15 protein-coding genes are annotated in these 16333 nt (G+C 57.3%); 11 read left to right on the top strand and 4 right to left on the bottom strand.

The features are described 5' to 3' along the window. The first annotated feature begins 32 nt into the window (after positions 1 to 32). The 3 genes from QRN85_RS00135 to QRN85_RS00145 all read left to right on the top strand — a co-directional run bounded on the left by QRN85_RS00135 (position 33) and on the right by QRN85_RS00145 (position 4143). Positions 33 to 3443 carry a chemotaxis protein CheB gene (locus tag QRN85_RS00135; RefSeq protein WP_284756698.1) on the top strand — a complete coding sequence of 1137 codons (3411 nt, stop codon included), beginning with the start codon at positions 33 to 35 and terminating at the stop codon, positions 3441 to 3443. After that, the gene (locus tag QRN85_RS00140; RefSeq protein ID WP_112963165.1) at positions 3433 to 3816 is read left to right on the top strand and encodes a response regulator; all 384 of its coding nucleotides are present in this window, start codon (positions 3433 to 3435) and stop codon (positions 3814 to 3816) included. Before QRN85_RS00135 ends, QRN85_RS00140 begins: the two co-directional genes overlap by 11 nt. A 138-nt stretch (positions 3817 to 3954) precedes the next feature. Beyond that, entirely contained in the window at positions 3955 to 4143 is a 189-nt protein-coding gene (locus QRN85_RS00145) for a hypothetical protein (RefSeq protein ID WP_284756699.1), read from the top strand. Positions 4144 to 4489: 346 nt separating this feature from the next. Here the strand turns inward: QRN85_RS00145 and QRN85_RS00150 are convergent, their stop codons facing one another. Both QRN85_RS00150 and QRN85_RS00155 read right to left on the bottom strand, forming a co-directional pair. Continuing rightward, on the bottom strand, positions 4490 to 4684 hold the full coding sequence (locus QRN85_RS00150; RefSeq protein ID WP_113221275.1) for a hypothetical protein: 195 nt from the start codon (positions 4682 to 4684) through the stop codon (positions 4490 to 4492). A 140-nt stretch (positions 4685 to 4824) separates the two neighbouring features. Continuing rightward, entirely contained in the window at positions 4825 to 5841 is a 1017-nt protein-coding gene (locus tag QRN85_RS00155) for a substrate-binding domain-containing protein (protein ID WP_062588979.1), read from the bottom strand. Positions 5842 to 6109: 268 nt separating this feature from the next. Between QRN85_RS00155 and QRN85_RS00160 the strand changes: the two genes are divergently transcribed. From QRN85_RS00160 to QRN85_RS00190, 7 genes are all read left to right on the top strand, one after another. Then, the gene (locus tag QRN85_RS00160) at positions 6110 to 7375 is read left to right on the top strand and encodes an ABC transporter substrate-binding protein (RefSeq protein WP_113221276.1); all 1266 of its coding nucleotides are present in this window, start codon (positions 6110 to 6112) and stop codon (positions 7373 to 7375) included. Between the two features lie 66 nt (positions 7376 to 7441). Next, positions 7442 to 8416 carry a carbohydrate ABC transporter permease gene (locus QRN85_RS00165; RefSeq protein ID WP_062588929.1) on the top strand — a complete coding sequence of 325 codons (975 nt, stop codon included), beginning with the start codon at positions 7442 to 7444 and terminating at the stop codon, positions 8414 to 8416. Next, complete coding sequence (locus QRN85_RS00170; protein WP_113221277.1) at positions 8413 to 9246, top strand: carbohydrate ABC transporter permease; 834 nt, start codon at positions 8413 to 8415, stop codon at positions 9244 to 9246. Before QRN85_RS00165 ends, QRN85_RS00170 begins: the two co-directional genes overlap by 4 nt. A gap of 11 nt (positions 9247 to 9257) precedes the next feature. After that, positions 9258 to 10286, top strand: coding sequence for an ABC transporter ATP-binding protein (locus QRN85_RS00175; protein WP_112963161.1), 1029 nt, complete (start codon positions 9258 to 9260; stop codon positions 10284 to 10286). 62 nt (positions 10287 to 10348) lie between these two features. Beyond that, positions 10349 to 11134 (top strand): ThuA domain-containing protein, encoded by a 786-nt coding sequence (locus tag QRN85_RS00180; protein WP_112963160.1) that lies wholly within the window; start codon positions 10349 to 10351, stop codon positions 11132 to 11134. Between the two features lie 6 nt (positions 11135 to 11140). After that, positions 11141 to 12190, top strand: a complete 1050-nt coding sequence (locus tag QRN85_RS00185; protein ID WP_113221278.1) for a Gfo/Idh/MocA family protein — start codon at positions 11141 to 11143, stop codon at positions 12188 to 12190. A 170-nt stretch (positions 12191 to 12360) separates the two neighbouring features. Continuing rightward, the gene (locus QRN85_RS00190) at positions 12361 to 13698 is read left to right on the top strand and encodes a Gfo/Idh/MocA family protein (protein ID WP_284756703.1); all 1338 of its coding nucleotides are present in this window, start codon (positions 12361 to 12363) and stop codon (positions 13696 to 13698) included. Positions 13699 to 13973: 275 nt separating this feature from the next. Here QRN85_RS00190 and QRN85_RS00195 read toward each other — a convergent pair whose 3' ends face one another. Both QRN85_RS00195 and QRN85_RS00200 read right to left on the bottom strand, forming a co-directional pair. Beyond that, positions 13974 to 14723 (bottom strand): SDR family oxidoreductase, encoded by a 750-nt coding sequence (locus tag QRN85_RS00195; RefSeq protein ID WP_113219706.1) that lies wholly within the window; start codon positions 14721 to 14723, stop codon positions 13974 to 13976. Between the two features lie 17 nt (positions 14724 to 14740). Beyond that, positions 14741 to 15322, bottom strand: coding sequence for a nucleoside 2-deoxyribosyltransferase (locus QRN85_RS00200; protein WP_062588942.1), 582 nt, complete (start codon positions 15320 to 15322; stop codon positions 14741 to 14743). A 162-nt stretch (positions 15323 to 15484) separates the two neighbouring features. On the opposite strand from QRN85_RS00200, the gene QRN85_RS00205 reads away from it, so the two are divergent. Continuing rightward, a complete protein-coding gene (locus QRN85_RS00205; protein WP_113221300.1) occupies positions 15485 to 16111 on the top strand; it encodes a ribonuclease D in 627 nt (208 codons plus the stop codon). Positions 16112 to 16333 lie beyond the last annotated feature (222 nt).

Below are 16333 nucleotides of genomic sequence, written 5' to 3' on the forward strand. Positions count from 1 at the left end.
CAGTCAAGCTTTCGAAATTGCAAGGACAGAATTTGCCTCAGGAACCTCTCGTTCACCCCGTACCCGTTGTAGGCGTCGGCTCGTCTGCCGGTGGCCTTGAAGCTTTGCGCGAAATGCTAAGCCCCGCGAAAGTTCCAACCGGTCTAGCCTTCGTCGTGGTGCAGCATCTGGATCCACATCACGAGAGTATGCTGGCGGAACTTCTTGATCGTCACACTCAGCTGAACGTGCGCCAGTGCGAAGGTGGTGAGGAGATTGAAGCCGACACGGTGTTCATCATTCCGCCTGGCAAGGGGCTGAGCATTGAACAGGGAAGGCTCGTGCTAAGCGATTTTGCGCAGCCACGTGGCTTGCGACGCCCCATCGACGACTTTTTTGTCTCGCTCGCCAATGACCAGCAGGCCAATGCGGCCTGCGTCATTCTCTCCGGAACAGGAGCCGATGGTTCGACCGGTCTGCGTGCGATCAAGGAATATGGCGGTCTTTGCGTCGTACAGGATCCCGCCACCGCAAAATATGATGGCATGCCAGTCTCAGCAACCGGCACCGGCCTTGTCGATTTCGTGGAGCCGCCACAAAAGATACTCGCCTGCATCGGCGGGTTCTTCTTTCGCAGGAGCCAAGATGTCGATAAGCGGGAGGCATCAAAGGTCATCGATATCGTCGATGACCTTTGCGGGGCGCTGAGACGCACGATCGGTCACGACTTCACGGGCTATAAACAGACGACATTCGTGCGCCGTGTAGAGCGTCGGATGCATGTGCTGGGCATCAGCAAGGGCTACGAATATCTTGCCCGCGTTCAATCAGACCACAGCGAATGCGACGCGCTTTTCCGCGATCTCCTGATCAATGTTACGCGGTTTTTCCGCGACCGGCATTCGTTCGATGTTCTCTACGAATCCGCCATCAAAAAGCTGATGGAGGACGCGGAAGGAACCGAAGAGGGTGTACGTGTCTGGATTCCCGGCTGTTCCAGTGGTGAGGAAGCCTACACGATTGCCATTCTGTTTGCCGAGGCTGCGAGAGCGTTGAATATGCCATGCAACGTGCAGATTTTCGCCACTGACATTGACGAAAGCATGTTGAAGATTGCGCGCGATGGCTCCTACCCGATAGCGTCTCTGGCCGACATTCCGCAGGAGCTTCAGGAATATTACGTCATTCCCCACAAGGAGCGGTTCAACTTCATCGGCCAGATTCGCGATATGATCCGATTTTCGGGTCACAGCCTGATCAAGGATCCGCCTTTCTCCAAGGTTGACCTGGTATCCTGCCGCAACCTTCTGATCTATTTCGATGACACGCTTCAGAAAACCGTCATGCCACTGCTGCATTACGCAATCCGCCCGGGTGGCTTTCTGTTTCTGGGCTCATCGGAAAGCGTGGGGCGTTTCGACAGCGTGTTTTCGGTGATCGACCAGAAAGCGCGCCTTTTCGAGCGACTGCCGGGCTCGCCAAGTTATCCGATTCCGCTGCCGGGTGAGCGGCATGAACGCCACAAGGCCATTTCTCGGGCCGAAACACCAAAGATTTCTGACACCATCGAACAGATGGCCACGACCCGCCTTATGGAGCGCTACGCTCCTGCCAGTGTGGTGCTGGACAGCGACGGCCAGATCGTCGCTGCCTTCGGACGCTTGAGTCGCTACTTTGAGTTCCCCGTGTCCGGCACCAACGAAACCAGCGCCGCCACACTCGCCCGCCCGGGTGTAAAGGAACAACTCGGTGCCTTGGTGCGACAGGCGAATACTTTGAGGCGCAGGGTGGTGGCGCGCAATATCGACGTCGTGACCGATTTTGGCATGCTGAAGACGGAAATTGTCTGCGATCCGTTGGAAGAAAACGCATTTCTTCTGGTGTTTCAGGAGACCTCCACATTCACCCCGCTTGAGCCAAGTGAACTGATTGAGCTGGAGCCGGGCAACGGCCATGTGGAGGCGTTGGAGCGGGAACTGCGCTCTGCGAAATACAGGCTGCGGTCAGCCACCGAGGAACTGGAAACAGCCAATGAGGAGCTGAAAAGCTCCAATGAAGAAATGATGTCGATGAATGAGGAGCTTCAATCGACCAATGAGGAACTGACGACGGTCAACGACGAACTGAAGTCCAAAGTCGACGAGGTCACTGTCGCAAACACGGATCTGCGGAATTTCTTCGATTCGACCAGTCTTGCGGTTATCGTGCTGGACAGGGGCATGAGATTGCGCTCCTACACGCGGGCGGCAACGGCGATGTTTCCCCTGCAACCGACAGACCGCGGGCGTCCACTTTCCGATGTCGCGAGCCGCTTTCCTTCCTTCGACTTTACGGCCCGCGTCCAAAGCGTGATGGAAGACGGTTCGGAATATAACGAGACGGTGCTCGACAGGGAGCAGGAGCGAACGTTTTCGTTGCGTATCTTGCCCTATCGGACCGCCGAGGGGACCATTGACGGCGCAACGATCGTAATGACCGACATATCCCATGCCATCAATGTCGAAAGCCAGCTGGCTGCCGAGCAGGAGCGGCATGAGCTTGCAATCGAGGCTGCTGGCATCGGTGTATGGGAATATCTGCCTGACCGCGGCGAGTTCGTGCTGGGCGGTGCCGCGATGGAGCTCCTGCAGACACGCGACGGCACGCCTGCCTTGCAAGCCGTGCTTCAGAATTTCAACGATGTCGACCGTCAGCAGCTGCGCGATGCGCTTGATGCGGCAGTGGACGGCCATACCGGCTTCGAGCTGACATCCCGCATCACGGCGCATAACGGTCGCCCAAGGTGGCTGAAGACCTTTGCTCGGCACGTGGCAGAGAGCGATCCTGTTCGGATCATCGGCGTCAGCGTCGATGTGACGGCAGAGCATGAGCTGTCGGAAGCACGCGAATTGATGCTCAACGAAATGAACCACCGCGTAAAGAACCTCTTTGCGATGATCGGCGGCATCTTGCGCATGGCAGCGCGCAAGCACGACACGGTTCAGGGTCTGGTAAAAGATGTCGAAGGGCGGATCCTGGCGCTCGGAAGCGCCCATTCGCTTGCATCCAACCAAAAGCGGACATCTGCGGTACCGGTGCATGAGCTGATCGACACCATCTTGACGCCTTACAACCGGCACGCCTCGATTAAGGTCGAAGGGCGAGACTTCCTCATCGCCGTCAACTTCATTACACCGCTGACTCTCATTCTTCACGAATGGTCTACGAACGCCCTCAAACATGGTGTTCTCGGCAAATCCGAAGGTCAGCTTCGGATCAACTGGCGTGAAACGGAAACAGAAATTCATTTGGTTTGGAACGAAATCGGTTCTGAGCCCGTTGAGGAGCCGGGAGCGGCCGGTTTTGGTACGGTTCTCATGAAAAGTGCTGCCCGGCAACTGGGCGGCGCAGTGACAACCGAAGTGGACGGGGCGAGCCTTACGCATACCCTGACAATGCAGATCAAGGTACGACATGACGCATAAGACTGTTTTGTTGGTGGAAGACGAAGTTTTCGTCGCGATGGACATTCAGATGACGCTTGAAGACGAGGGTTGGACCGTCGCGGGACCGTTTCCAAGCACTGAAGAAGCTCTGGATTATCTCGCCGATAACACGCCCAGCTGTGCCATTCTTGACGTGCGCCTGACTGATGGCGACGTCTTCCCTGTCGCTGATCGCCTGCGGGAAGCCAATGTTCCCTTCGTCTTTCATTCCGGTCACGCCGATGGAAAGGCATTAGAACGCGAATATCCCGAATCCGCTTTTTGTCAGAAGCCTTGCCTGCCGAGCAGTCTGATACAACAGATCGAGAGACTGCTGGACGCCCCGGCACCTCGACGGACCGCGAGCGCCTGAGGCGACTTCGAAAAAATTAACCGCTTTTCGCGGAACCTTTCCGAGCCAGCGACATTCTAACACCACGTGCTGCGTTCCAGACCCACCGAAGTGGGGCCGGGCGCGGCTTTTTGATTCCAGATCTTAAGGAACAGTGTCATGACACAGAAAACAGTTGTAGAGGTTTGCGTGTCTGACAGAGATGGAACAATGATACCATTTGGCATCACGAACACCGAGCAGGCGCAAGGCCTGCCCAGCGATTATGATTTCACGATTAGGGAATACGACGCTGAGGGCTACAGCTGCGAAGCGGACAGAAACCCCGAAGATTCCATCACTCCTTAAGCCGTTGGCGACCAATTTGTGATCGCGCTAGGAGGCCGCAAGGACCATTGGAGGCTCGTCGTTCTCGTCCGGGTTTGGAAGCGGCTCATCGTCAGGTAAACGGTCAGGCTCTGGTTCACCCACGGGTGGGACAGGTGGCTGAGGCGGGAGCGGTGGTACCGGGCCCGGCACCGGTTCTGTTGGAATAGCGGTCATAGCAAACCCTTCCTGTTATAGGCGGGCAATGGGCTTGAAGTCGCCGTTCGGTCCGCTTGCGCTTGCCGAGATCAGTCCGTTCTTGCCCCGTTGCCCGCCTCATTTCTCGAAAGGTAAACGCTCCGATGGGAAAGGAGTTCCTAAAAAGGCATTATGCGAAGCCAAGCGCGCTGCGCGCGACTTCCCGCTGGTCTCCATAGTCTCGCAGGTGCGCTTCATGACCGTACTCGCGCACAAAGCCTAAGTCGGACTTGTCGTCTTTCATCTGAAGGAAGGCATCGGCATAGGTGCCGGTCTCGTCTCCATCGACGATGGTGTGCGGTGCTGCTTTCAGAAAATCGAACATGGCTTCCTCCCTATTCGAGCATCATAACGCATAAGCTGCGGCCTGCGTTCCCTCCGAACGGAAGCAACAGCTTAAATGCATTATAGCAAACATATCACACAGATTTTTGACAATCCGTTACGGTATTGCGTCGAATATGATCACGGGGCCGGACCGGACGATTGCCGCAACACCAGGTCCACCGGCCAGAGTTCCTGACACTCCGCAACGGGGCGTCCGGCGATGATTTGCAGCAGCAGATCCGTCACCCGCTCTCCCGCCATGCGCTGAGAAGACCGGGTGGTCGAGAGCGAAGGCAACATGCTTTCCGGCGTAAGATACGGAAAGACGTCATCATGGGCGATAACGGACACATCCTTGCCGATGACGAGCCCGAGCTGGCTGGCCGCACGATAGACGCCCTGCGCCGTCATCATCGCGCCAGCCACAAAGGCGGTCGGGCGGGCAGCCTGCTCCAGCAACGACCGGGCAAACTGGAAAGCGGTTTCCTCGCTGAAAGCGGCTGACAGCACCAGACGCGGGTCGAACTCGACCTCAGCGCCGCCAAGGGCATCCCGGTAGCCGTTCTCACGGTCGATGACGAAGGTGCGGCCCTTGGGACCGTTGATGAAGGCAATCCTGCGGTGGCCGCGCTCCAGAAGATGCGTTGTCGCAAGACAGGTTACCGCGTGATTGTCGATATCGAGCCAGGCATGTTCGAACTTGGTGCGTGAGCGCCCGTGGACGATGAATGGCACGCCGAGCTTGTCCAAAAGCGCGATACGCTCGTCATCGGGGCGCGGCGAATGAATGATGATTCCATCCACACGACCGCTGGCGGCAAGGCGCGAAAAGATGCGCAATTCTTCGCCAAGATCATTATCGGTGGTGACGCTGACGACGATGTCCGTATCTTCGGACTCGAGCCGACTTGCCATGCCGCCCATGAATTCGGAAAAGAAATGGCCTCCGCCGCTGCGCCCCATGACGACGCCGATGGCCCCTGCCCGCCCGGTCACCAGACGAACGGCATTGGCGTTGGGCCGGTAACCGAACTTGCGAGCCGCCTCCATGACACGCTCGCGTGTTTCTGGGCGCACCTCGGGGTACCCGCCTAGCGCGCGACTGACGGTCGTCGCAGACAAGCCGACCTTTTCCGCGAATTCCTTGAGTTTCATGAGTCCCCGCCGGATTTTTCTTTTGAATGCGGCCATCAACAGAAAGTTTCAAGCGGCAAAGTTTTGAAAGCGGTTTCAATACACCACTTTCAACTCCAATAATATATTGGAATCACATGGAAACTTTGCGACATTTTACCCGTTAACAGGCTGAATAGCGCTTCAAGTGGGACCCATTGACACTGTGCTTCGAATTTGCCAGCTTTGCGAAGTCGAAAGCGTTTTCAATTTAGAGGATGATTGAAATCGGCATGGAGGAGTTTTGACGATGAATGTTTCAATGAAAGTTTTGTTCCTGTGCGGCAGCGTGCTGTCCACGGGCTTCGCAGCGCAGGCTGCCGAAATCTCGATGGCCCTGAATTCGACGGGCAAGAACGTGAACTTCATTCGCGAGCGGCTGGCGGAGTTTGAAAAGCAGAGCGGCCACAAGGTGAAGATGGTGACAATGCCGCCTTCGTCTAGCGAACAGTTTAGCCAGTATCGCCTGTGGCTGGCCGCCGGAAATACGGATATCGATGTCTACCAGACCGACGTGGTGTGGGCACCCCAGCTGGCGGAACAGTTTGTCGACCTGACGGACGCCGCAAAGGATGTGGTCGCCAAGCATTTCCCATCCGTGATCGCCTCGCAGACCGTTGATGGCAAGCTGGTGGCCATGCCGATGTACACCGACGCGCCGGCTCTGTTCTACCGCAAGGACCTCTTGGAAAAACACGGCAAGCAGCCACCCAAGACCTGGGCTGAGCTGTCGCAGACAGCCAAGGAAATCCAGGACAAGGAGCGCGAAGCCGGACAGAAGGATATGTGGGGCTTCGTGTTTCAGGGCAGCGCCTATGAGGGCCTGACCTGCAACGCGCTGGAATGGATTGCCTCTGCCGGCGGCGGACATATCGTTGAAGCCAATGGCGATATCAGCATCAACAACGAGAAGGCCGCAGCCGCCCTTGAAACCGCCAAGGGCTGGATTGGCACCATTTCCCCGCCGGGCGCCCTTGCCTACAAGGAAGAGGAAGCACGCGGCGTCTGGCAGACCGGCAATTCCGTCTTCATGCGCAACTGGACCTATGTCTATGCGCTTGGCAACGGTGACGACAGCGCCATCAAGGGCAAATTCGGTGTCGTGCCTTTGCCCGGCGGTACCGAAGGCGAGGCAGGCGCCTCTACGCTGGGTGGCTGGAATGCGGCAGTTTCCAAATATTCCAAGAACCAGGAGGCAGCCATCGCGCTGGTGAAATTCCTGTCTTCCGAGGAAACGCAAAAGAAGAGAGCCGTCGAGCTTTCCAACATGCCGACCATCGCATCGCTTTACGATGACAAGGATGTGGCCGCCGCGCAGCCATTCATGCCGTTGTGGAAGCCTATCTTCGAGACCGCGGTTCCGCGTCCTTCGGCTGCGACAAAGGTGAAGTACAACGAGGTTTCCGCCAAGTTCTGGGGTGCTGTTCACAACACCCTGTCGGGCACCGGCACGGCCGCCGAAAACCTCGAACTGCTTGAAGTCGAGCTCACCGATCTCAAGGGCAACAGCTGGTAATCAGCCTTAACAGTCAGGCGGCCCTAACCTGCCGCCTGACCACTGCTAAACCGGTGGGACCTTTCCATGACCAAAAACGCTTCTCCGCCGCCTGCGGCTGCAGCAATGACGGGCTCCGATCTTCAATCGGAACGTCTGCGCGCCGCCTGGCTTTTTCTTGCACCGACATTTCTCACGCTGGCATTGGTTGCCGGATGGCCGCTGGTCAGAACCGTCTGGTTCAGCCTGACCGACGCATCGCTGACCAGCCTTTCCGACGCCCAGTTTGTCGGGCTGAAGAATTATCTTTCCTGGATCACGCTGAGCAGCGGCCGCACCATCTATCGCGGCCTGCTTGCCGACCCCGCTTGGTGGGGCGCGGTGTGGAACACGCTGAAGTTCACGCTGGTTTCCGTTTCCGTCGAAACCGTGCTGGGCCTGATTGTCGCGCTCGTTCTGAATGCCGAATTCAAGGGGCGGGGCATTGTGCGCGCTGCCATTCTCATTCCATGGGCCATTCCAACCATCGTATCCGCGCGCATGTGGGCCTGGATGATGAACGACCAATTCGGCATTCTCAATGACATGATGCTGAGCCTTGGGCTCATCTCGCAAAAGATTGCCTGGACCGCCAATCCCGAAACGGCGATGACAGCGGTGCTGATCGTCGACGTGTGGAAGACGACGCCCTTCATGGCGCTGCTCATTCTCGCCGGGCTGCAGATGGTGCCGAAGGACATGTATGAGGCCGCCAAGGTTGACGGCATTCATCCGATCAAGGTTTTCTGGCGTGTCACGCTGCCGATGATCCGGCCTGCGCTGATGGTCGCGGTCATCTTCCGGATGCTGGATGCCATGCGGGTTTTCGACCTCATCTACATTCTGACGCCCAACAATGCGCAGACGAGAACGATGTCTGTCCTTGCCCGCGAGAACCTGTTCGATTTCGACAAGTTTGCCTATGGCGCGGCCGCGTCGACCATGCTGTTCCTCATCATCGCATCCATCACCATCATCTATATGTGGCTTGGCCGGGTGAACACCGATGGAGATGCACGATGACCGCTTCATCCCTTATCAAGTCGGCTGCATTCTATGCGCTGGTCGCCATCATCGTCATCGTGGCGGTGTTTCCCTTCTACTACGCAATCCTGACAAGCTTCAAAACCGGCACGGCGCTGTTTGAAGTGAACTATGTGCCGACCAGCATTTCACTGGCCAATTATACAAATGTTTTGGGCAATGACAGCTTCCTGCGCAATCTTGGAAATTCGCTGATGGTTGCCTCCTGCGTGGTGGCCCTGTCACTGTTTCTTGCGGTTACCGCAGCCTATGCACTGGCGCGGGTGCGGTTTAAAGGACGTTCGCTGCTCCTGCTGACGATTCTTTCCGTCTCGATGTTTCCGCAGATTGCGGTGCTTGCAGGACTGTTCGAGTTGATTCGCTGGGCCGGTGTCTTCAACACGCCACTTGCGCTGATCTTCTCCTACATGATCTTTACCCTGCCCTTCACGGTGTGGGTTCTGACCACATTCATGCGAGATCTGCCTGTCGAAATCGAGGAAGCGGCCATTGTTGACGGCGCGTCACCCTGGGTCATCATCACGCAGGTCTTCATGCCCTTGATGTGGCCGGCACTTGTGACAACCGGTCTGCTGGCCTTCATCGCGGCGTGGAACGAGTTCCTGTTTGCACTGACATTCACCTCGTCCAACGAGCAGCGCACGGTGCCGGTGGCTATTGCCCTGCTGTCGGGCAGTTCCCAGTTCGAAATTCCCTGGGGAACCATCATGGCGGCCTCCGTCATCGTGACCGTTCCTCTCGTCATCCTTGTTCTGATCTTCCAGCGACGCATCATTTCCGGCCTGACCGCCGGTGGCGTCAAAGGTTAGGAGACCCATTCATGACCAGCATACAATTGCGCAATGTTCGCAAATCCTTCGGTGCCTTCGATGTGATTAAGGGTGTCGACATGGACATCCGCTCCGGCGAGTTCATGGTGTTCGTCGGCCCGTCCGGCTGCGGCAAGTCCACACTGCTTCGGCTGATCTGCGGCCTGGAAGAAATCACCAGCGGAGAACTGGCCTTTGACGATACGGTGGTGAACCGTCTGGCGCCCGCCGCCCGTGGTGTCGCCATGGTGTTCCAGTCCTATGCGCTTTATCCGCACATGACCGTGTTCGAAAACATGGCCTTCGGTTTGAAGCTTGCGGGCTCCACCAAAGACGAGCGCCGCAAGCGCGTGGAAGTGGCAGCGGAAATGCTGCAACTGACGCCCTATCTCGAGCGACTGCCCAAGCAGCTTTCCGGTGGCCAGCGCCAGCGCGTGGCCATTGGCCGGGCGATTGTGCGCGATCCCAAGGTTTTTCTGTTCGATGAGCCGCTATCGAACCTTGATGCGGCGCTGCGCGTTGCAACCCGTCTCGAAATAGCCAAATTGAACCGCAGTATGCCCGACACGACAATGATCTATGTTACCCATGATCAGGTGGAGGCCATGACGCTTGCAGACCGAATTTGCGTATTGCGTGATGGCCGTGTGGAGCAGGTGGGCACGCCGCTTGAACTCTACGAGACACCGGTCAATACATTCGTGGCAGGCTTCATTGGATCTCCCAAGATGAATTTTCTGACGGGCAAATTGGCGCAAGCCTATGGTGCGCATACGGTTGGTATCCGGCCTGAACATATTACTGCAACGGCCGCCGACAGTGGCGGTTGGGAAGGCGATATCGTCCATTCGGAAATGCTGGGTTCCGACAGCTACATCTACGTTGACATGGGAACGGAAGAGCCGGTGGTGGTGCGCGAAGACGGCGTTTCTGCCCGCAAGACCGGTGACAGGCTGACCCTTCTTCCCCTGCCCGAACACATCCATCGCTTTGACGCCGAGGGCAAGGCCCTGCCCAAAGCACAAACACGCGCCGCCTGAGGCGCTCGACACACATCTTCACCGGCTGTTCTCCCACATGCCGGAATTTCAAGGAGCATGACATGACCATCAATACCGTCGTCTGGGGCGAGAACATCCACGAACATATCAACGAGACCGTTCGCTCGATCTATCCCAACGGAATGCACAACACGATTGCCGACGCGCTGAACACTTCGCCCGACATCAATGCGACCACTGCCACGCTGCAGGAGCCGGAGCACGGCCTTTCGCAGGAGCGGCTGGACAAGACAGATGTTCTGGTGTGGTGGGGCCACAAGGACCACGGCGCCGTCAACGACGAGATCGTCGAGCGCGTGGCCAAGCGCGTCTGGGAAGGCATGGGCCTGATCGTTCTGCATTCGGGCCATTTCTGCAAGCCGTTCAAGCGACTGATGGGAACACCCTGCGCGCTGAAATGGCGTGAGGCGGGCGAACGCGAGCGCATCTGGACCATCAACCCGCGCCACCCGATTGCGGCTGGCCTGCCGGAACATTTCGAACTCGAGAATGAGGAAATGTATGGCGAGCAGTTTTCCGTGCCTGAGCCGCTGGAAACCGTCTTCATTTCCTGGTTCCAGGGTGGCGAAGTCTTCCGCTCCGGCCTGACATGGCGGCGCGGCGCGGGCAACATCTTCTATTTCCGCCCAGGGCACGAGACCTATCCGACCTATCACGATGCCAATGTCCAGAAGGTCATCAGCAACTCTGTGAAGTGGGCCTACAACCCCGCTGGCGCGCTGACCTCCATTCACGAGGCCCCGAACGTGCCGGTTGAGCAGGCACCGGAAAAGATTGAGGAGCGTGGTCCCAAGCTGCACTCCGCAGGCGAAGCAGGCTACAGGTAATCAATCATGAAACTTCTTATTCTTGGAACAGGTGGCATGGCCAATACCCATGCCATGCACTTCTCGCAGATTTCTGGCGTCGAAGTGGTCGCAGCTGTCGATGTGGATGACGTCATCGTGCGGGCCTTTGCCGTGCGCCACAATATTCCAACGACCTTCACATCGCTGGACGATGCCATTGCCTGGGGCGAATTCGATGCCGTTGCCAATGTCACGCCGGATGCCATTCACCACCCGACCAGCCTGAAGCTTCTGGCGGCGGGCAAGCATGTGTTTTGCGAAAAGCCGTTGGCCGAAACCTATGCCAAGGCCGCGGAAATGGCCGATGCTGCGGAAAAATCCGGCCTCGTCGCCATGGTCAACCTGACCTACCGCAATGTGGCACCGCTGCAGGCCGCGCGGCAGATGGTTCTGGATGGCAAGATCGGCAAGATGCGCCATCTGGAAGCCTCCTATCTGCAAAGCTGGCTGGTTTCCAAAGCCTGGGGGGACTGGATGACCGAGAGCAAGTGGCTCTGGCGCCTGTCCACCAAGCACGGCTCCAACGGCGTGCTGGGCGATGTGGGCATCCACATTCTCGACTTCGCATCCTACGGCGCAGCCAGCGATGTCGACCGCATCTTCACACGCCTTAAGACCTTCGACAAATACGAGGGCAACAAGATCGACGTCTACGATCTCGACGCCAATGACAGCTTCACCATGACCGCCGAGCTTGAAAACGGCGCCATGGGCGTGATCCATGCCAGTCGCTGGGCAACGGGGCACCTCAATGAGTTGCGCCTTCGCTTGCACGGCGACAAAGGTGCGGTCGAGGTGATCCACACGCCCGACTATTCCACCCTGCGCGGCTGCCTCGGCGAGGATGTGGAAAAAGCGATCTGGCGGGATATCGAGGTGGAGCCGGTGGAAACCAACTACCAGAAATTCGCAAAGGCCGTGATGGAAGGTGGCAAGGCAGACCCGGATTTCCGCCACGCTGCGAACCTGCAGAAGGTGCTGGATCTCTCCATCGTCACCGACCGCGAAAGACGCGAAATTTCGGTCACGGCGTGACCGGTTTCTCTCAGCAGAAAACCAAAAGAGGCGGCCTTAGGGTCGCCTTTTTCTTTGCCCGCGCCGGTGAAATGAGTGCATTGCAGCATCGCAATTCCGCTTGCCATGAAATCATATTATGACTTTAATGTTAGATACTACCAATTTACGTTACGACCTTCAGATCGTTGATGCGGGCATGTCGCTGCGGTCAGATACGCAAAGCAAAGGGTAAAGCAGTGAAAATCGCCATTGTAGGGTGCGGATCGCGTCACAAGATGTTCCGAGATTCCGTGACTGAAGATTATGCGGACAGGCACGAAATCGTCGCCTTGTGTGACAGCAATGCTCATCGGCTGGGAGAGGCTGCAAAGGCGATTTCCAGGCCCGGCACCAACGGCGTTCCCACCTACCTTGCCGAGAATTTCGACCAGCTGATTGCCGAGCAGAAGCCTGATACGATCGTGGTCGCAACGCCGGATTTCCTGCATTCGGATTATATCGTGCGTGCATTTGAAGCGGGATGCGATGTTATCTGCGAAAAGCCCCTGACGATCGATCTTGCCAGATTGAAGCAGATTGTCGATGCGCAGGCCCGCACGGGACGCAAGGTCATGGTGACCTTCAACTACCGTTATTCGCCTGCCCGCACGCAGATCAAGGACATGCTGGCATCCGGCGTGATTGGCACCGTGACCGCCGTAGACTTCCGCTGGCACCTCGACCGCGTCCATGGCGCGGATTACTTCCGGCGCTGGCACAGGCAGAAGGAAAATTCAGGCGGCCTTCTCGTCCATAAATCCACGCACCATTTCGATCTGCTCAACTGGTGGCTGGCATCGGCGCCAACACAGGTTTTTGCTTCTGGCCAACGCGCCTTCTACCGTCCTGAAACCGCCGTTGCTTTGGGGTTGCAGGACCATGGGCCCCGTTGCGCAGACTGTCCCGTGGCGCAGCGATGCGCCTTCCGGCTGGATCTTTCCGCAGACGAGCAATTGCGCTCTCTTTACCTCGATGCCGAGGACGAGGATGGCTATTTTCGCGATCGTTGCGTGTTCGATGCCGATATCGGCATAGAGGACACGATGCAGGCCCATATCCGCTACGCCTCCGGCGTAACCGCCAACTATACGTTGACCGCTTACTCTCCATGGGAAGGCCTGGAAATCCGTTTTCAAGGCACGAAGGGGGAAATTACGCACAAGCATGTCGAAGTGCATGGCGTCTTTGGTGGCGTTCGCGCTCATGCCGATGAGGAAGCGGTGACGACGGAGTTGCACCTGGCGGGCGAGAAGCCGGTGATGATCGACGTGGCTCAGGGCAAGGGCACCCATGGCGGCGCTGATCCTGTCATGCTTGGCTACATATTTGCGCCCGATACCATGGAGCCGGACCGCCACAGCCGCGCATCGGACCATATATCCGGCGCATGGTCCATTCTGACGGGCATAGCGGCAAACGCATCCATCGAAACGGGATCTGCCGTTGATATCCAGACAATGCTGAGATCACGTGGCATCCGGATTTAGTGCTGACTGAATGGAGATAAATGTCCCAGAAAGTGGAAAAGCCTGCCGCGGGAGGAGGTGCGGCAGGCTTTAAACTTGATCGACAACTGGGAGGAGGAGTGTTGTCGATCCACATCTCGCGACGCTGGGAGGAGGAGTGCGTCGCTTCGATGATTTAAATATAGCGACGCTGCCGGAATTTAACAGAGCCAGTCTCGCAATGCAGCAATGCATTTATTGCATAGGTGGCTAAACTGTGCCCGGTTTTTCATCACATTCCTGTTGGGGGTGCGTGATCAGCTGTCCCTGTGCACCTGAAACCCGGCAAAGGACTGGTTAACCGGCATTATCTCAATGCTGTTGATGTTGATATGCTTGGGCTGGGTCGCGACCCAGTGGATCGTGTTGGCGATATCATCCGGCATAATGGGATTGACGCCCTTGTAGAGCGTATCCGACGCATCCTGATTGCCGCCCGTCCGCACCACGGTAAACTCGGTTTCGCACATGCCGGGTTCGATTGACGTAACCCTCACACCCTTGCCATGCAGGTCAGAGCGCAGCCCCAGAGAAAACTGGCGCAGAAAGGCTTTTGTGGCGGCATAGACATTGCCACCGGCATAGGGCCAGTGGGCGGCGACGGAGGACAGGTTTATGACGACGCCACGCCGCTCTATGAGACCTGGAAGGAGGTGATGCGTGATGTTCAACAGACCGGTGATGTTTGTGTTGACCATGGTGTGCCAGTCCTTGAGCGGAACCTGGGGTGCTGGCGCTGTGCCAAGTGCCAGCCCAGCATTGTTCACCAATATGTCTACGTCTCGAAATTCCGCTGGCAAGGCCGCAAATTGCGATGCCATCGCCGCTTCGTCGGTAATATCGAAAACCATGCTGTGGAAGTTCTTGCCGAGTTCGTCTGCCAATGCCGCAAGACGATCTGCGCGGCGGCCCGTGCCAATGACTTTCCAGCCGTCCCTCGCGAAGAGACGGGCGGTCGCCAGACCGAATCCCGAGGTCGCCCCGGTGATGAGAATTGTTCCGCTCATATGAATATCTCCCGCTATCAAGCTGTCTTTTTAAGAAGTGTCTCGGCTGCCCGTCGAAGGCATTCCCTGAAGGCCGTCAGGTCGGTGTAAATTGCATCTGCCGGCGCGTCGCCCACGACGACGGCACCGCCTCGCCGAACGATGCCGCCATGGAGCATGAGATTGTCCGCCATATCGAAATTCTCAATGGAAAGTCCATCGGGGCCCCGGTACCGTCCTGTTTCGTCCTGCGTCGCCACCCCACCATAATGGCCCAGGATGCGCGTAAAGTGATTGGCGGCGATATTGGTATAGGCAAAAACCGGCTTGCCGAGGGCACACATGAAGCCCAACTCGTAGCTTGTGCCAGTATCGGCGGCAATACCGCGAAAGGGTGTGAGGTTGGCGATGACAGCATCCGCTTCGAGCATCATTTGCTCGTCGATGGCATTGATATTGCACCCATGGCCAATTTTCGTATCCGCGGGTGGTATTTCCAAGTCGCCCGGAGAAAGGGGCGTAAAGCCTGCCTGACGGGCAAGGTCTGCCTTTGCGTCCAGCATTTCACGTGCATTCGGCAGAAAGACTTCCGGGCCGGCGAGATAAATTTTGACTGACATGGGGATGAAGCACTTTTAAGAACCAGAGACTAGGAAGGCACCCTACCGCGCGCCTTCATGGCCGCGCAAGGCCGCATCCGCCATGAAAAGCGCGATGAAGCGGTATCGCAATCAAGCGCTTTCGGTTATAGCCCCAACACCAATCCAGCCGTGGAGAGAAGAATGGCAGCGACGATCCGTTATCATGAAGGCGATATTTCAAAGGCCGATGCTGACCGCTACACCGGCGCAATCGCCATCGACACGGAAACGCTTGGCCTGATACCGCGTCGAGATCGCCTTTGTGTCGTGCAGCTTTCCTCCGGCGATGGCAGCGCAGACGTCATTCGCATCGCCGCCGGACAGACGTCAGCCCCGAATCTGGTTGCCATGCTGGAAGATCCCGCGCGTCAGAAAATCTTCCACTATGGGCGTTTCGATATCGCTGTGCTGTTCCACACCTTCGGTGTCACATCCTCCCCGGTCTTCTGCACCAAGATCGCATCGAGGCTTTGCCGCACCTATACGGATCGGCACGGGCTGAAGGACAATCTGAAGGAACTGCTTGAAGTCGACATCTCCAAGGCGCAGCAATCCTCCGACTGGGCGGCTGAAAAGCTTTCCCAGGCCCAGCTGGAGTATGCGGCTTCCGACGTTCTTTACCTCCACGCCCTGCGTGACAAGCTGACTGCCCGCCTGCTGCGCGATGGCCGCTATGAGCACGCCGAAGCCTGCTTTGCATTCCTTCCCACCAGAGCCAAGCTTGATCTGCTTGGCTGGGAAGACACCGATATTTTCGCCCACAGCTGATCGTCGGCACCCCTGATACGTAAAATGACATTGACTTCGCGCCACCTTGGTTAGCGGATCGTTAATCTTTTGCGGTCACTCTCTCCTTAGATGATTCGACATTTCCGTTTCGCTATTGGTTTGCAAGACCCGCGACCTTGAGCGATCCACGCACCGCATGAGCGGTCGCCCATAGGACCTGTGATGTCGCAGAGATTCCCATCCGGGAAAGGTGCGAATGTA

Source organism: Agrobacterium sp. fls2-241-TYG-188a, assembly GCF_030209845.1.

What these genes read in the sequence shown, in the direction of transcription:
- QRN85_RS00140 (WP_112963165.1), top strand. Translation starts at nt 3,433, where the DNA reads ATGACGCATAAGACTGTTTTGTTGGTGGAAGACGAAGTTTTCGTCGCG.
- QRN85_RS00145 (WP_284756699.1), top strand. Translation starts at nt 3,955, where the DNA reads ATGACACAGAAAACAGTTGTAGAGGTTTGCGTGTCTGACAGAGATGGA.
- QRN85_RS00150 (WP_113221275.1), bottom strand. Translation starts at nt 4,684, where the DNA reads ATGTTCGATTTTCTGAAAGCAGCACCGCACACCATCGTCGATGGAGAC.
- QRN85_RS00155 (WP_062588979.1), bottom strand. Translation starts at nt 5,841, where the DNA reads ATGAAACTCAAGGAATTCGCGGAAAAGGTCGGCTTGTCTGCGACGACC.
- QRN85_RS00160 (WP_113221276.1), top strand. Translation starts at nt 6,110, where the DNA reads ATGAATGTTTCAATGAAAGTTTTGTTCCTGTGCGGCAGCGTGCTGTCC.
- QRN85_RS00165 (WP_062588929.1), top strand. Translation starts at nt 7,442, where the DNA reads ATGACCAAAAACGCTTCTCCGCCGCCTGCGGCTGCAGCAATGACGGGC.
- QRN85_RS00170 (WP_113221277.1), top strand. Translation starts at nt 8,413, where the DNA reads ATGACCGCTTCATCCCTTATCAAGTCGGCTGCATTCTATGCGCTGGTC.
- QRN85_RS00175 (WP_112963161.1), top strand. Translation starts at nt 9,258, where the DNA reads ATGACCAGCATACAATTGCGCAATGTTCGCAAATCCTTCGGTGCCTTC.
- QRN85_RS00180 (WP_112963160.1), top strand. Translation starts at nt 10,349, where the DNA reads ATGACCATCAATACCGTCGTCTGGGGCGAGAACATCCACGAACATATC.
- QRN85_RS00185 (WP_113221278.1), top strand. Translation starts at nt 11,141, where the DNA reads ATGAAACTTCTTATTCTTGGAACAGGTGGCATGGCCAATACCCATGCC.
- QRN85_RS00190 (WP_284756703.1), top strand. Translation starts at nt 12,361, where the DNA reads ATGCGGGCATGTCGCTGCGGTCAGATACGCAAAGCAAAGGGTAAAGCA.
- QRN85_RS00195 (WP_113219706.1), bottom strand. Translation starts at nt 14,723, where the DNA reads ATGAGCGGAACAATTCTCATCACCGGGGCGACCTCGGGATTCGGTCTG.
- QRN85_RS00200 (WP_062588942.1), bottom strand. Translation starts at nt 15,322, where the DNA reads ATGTCAGTCAAAATTTATCTCGCCGGCCCGGAAGTCTTTCTGCCGAAT.
- QRN85_RS00205 (WP_113221300.1), top strand. Translation starts at nt 15,485, where the DNA reads ATGGCAGCGACGATCCGTTATCATGAAGGCGATATTTCAAAGGCCGAT.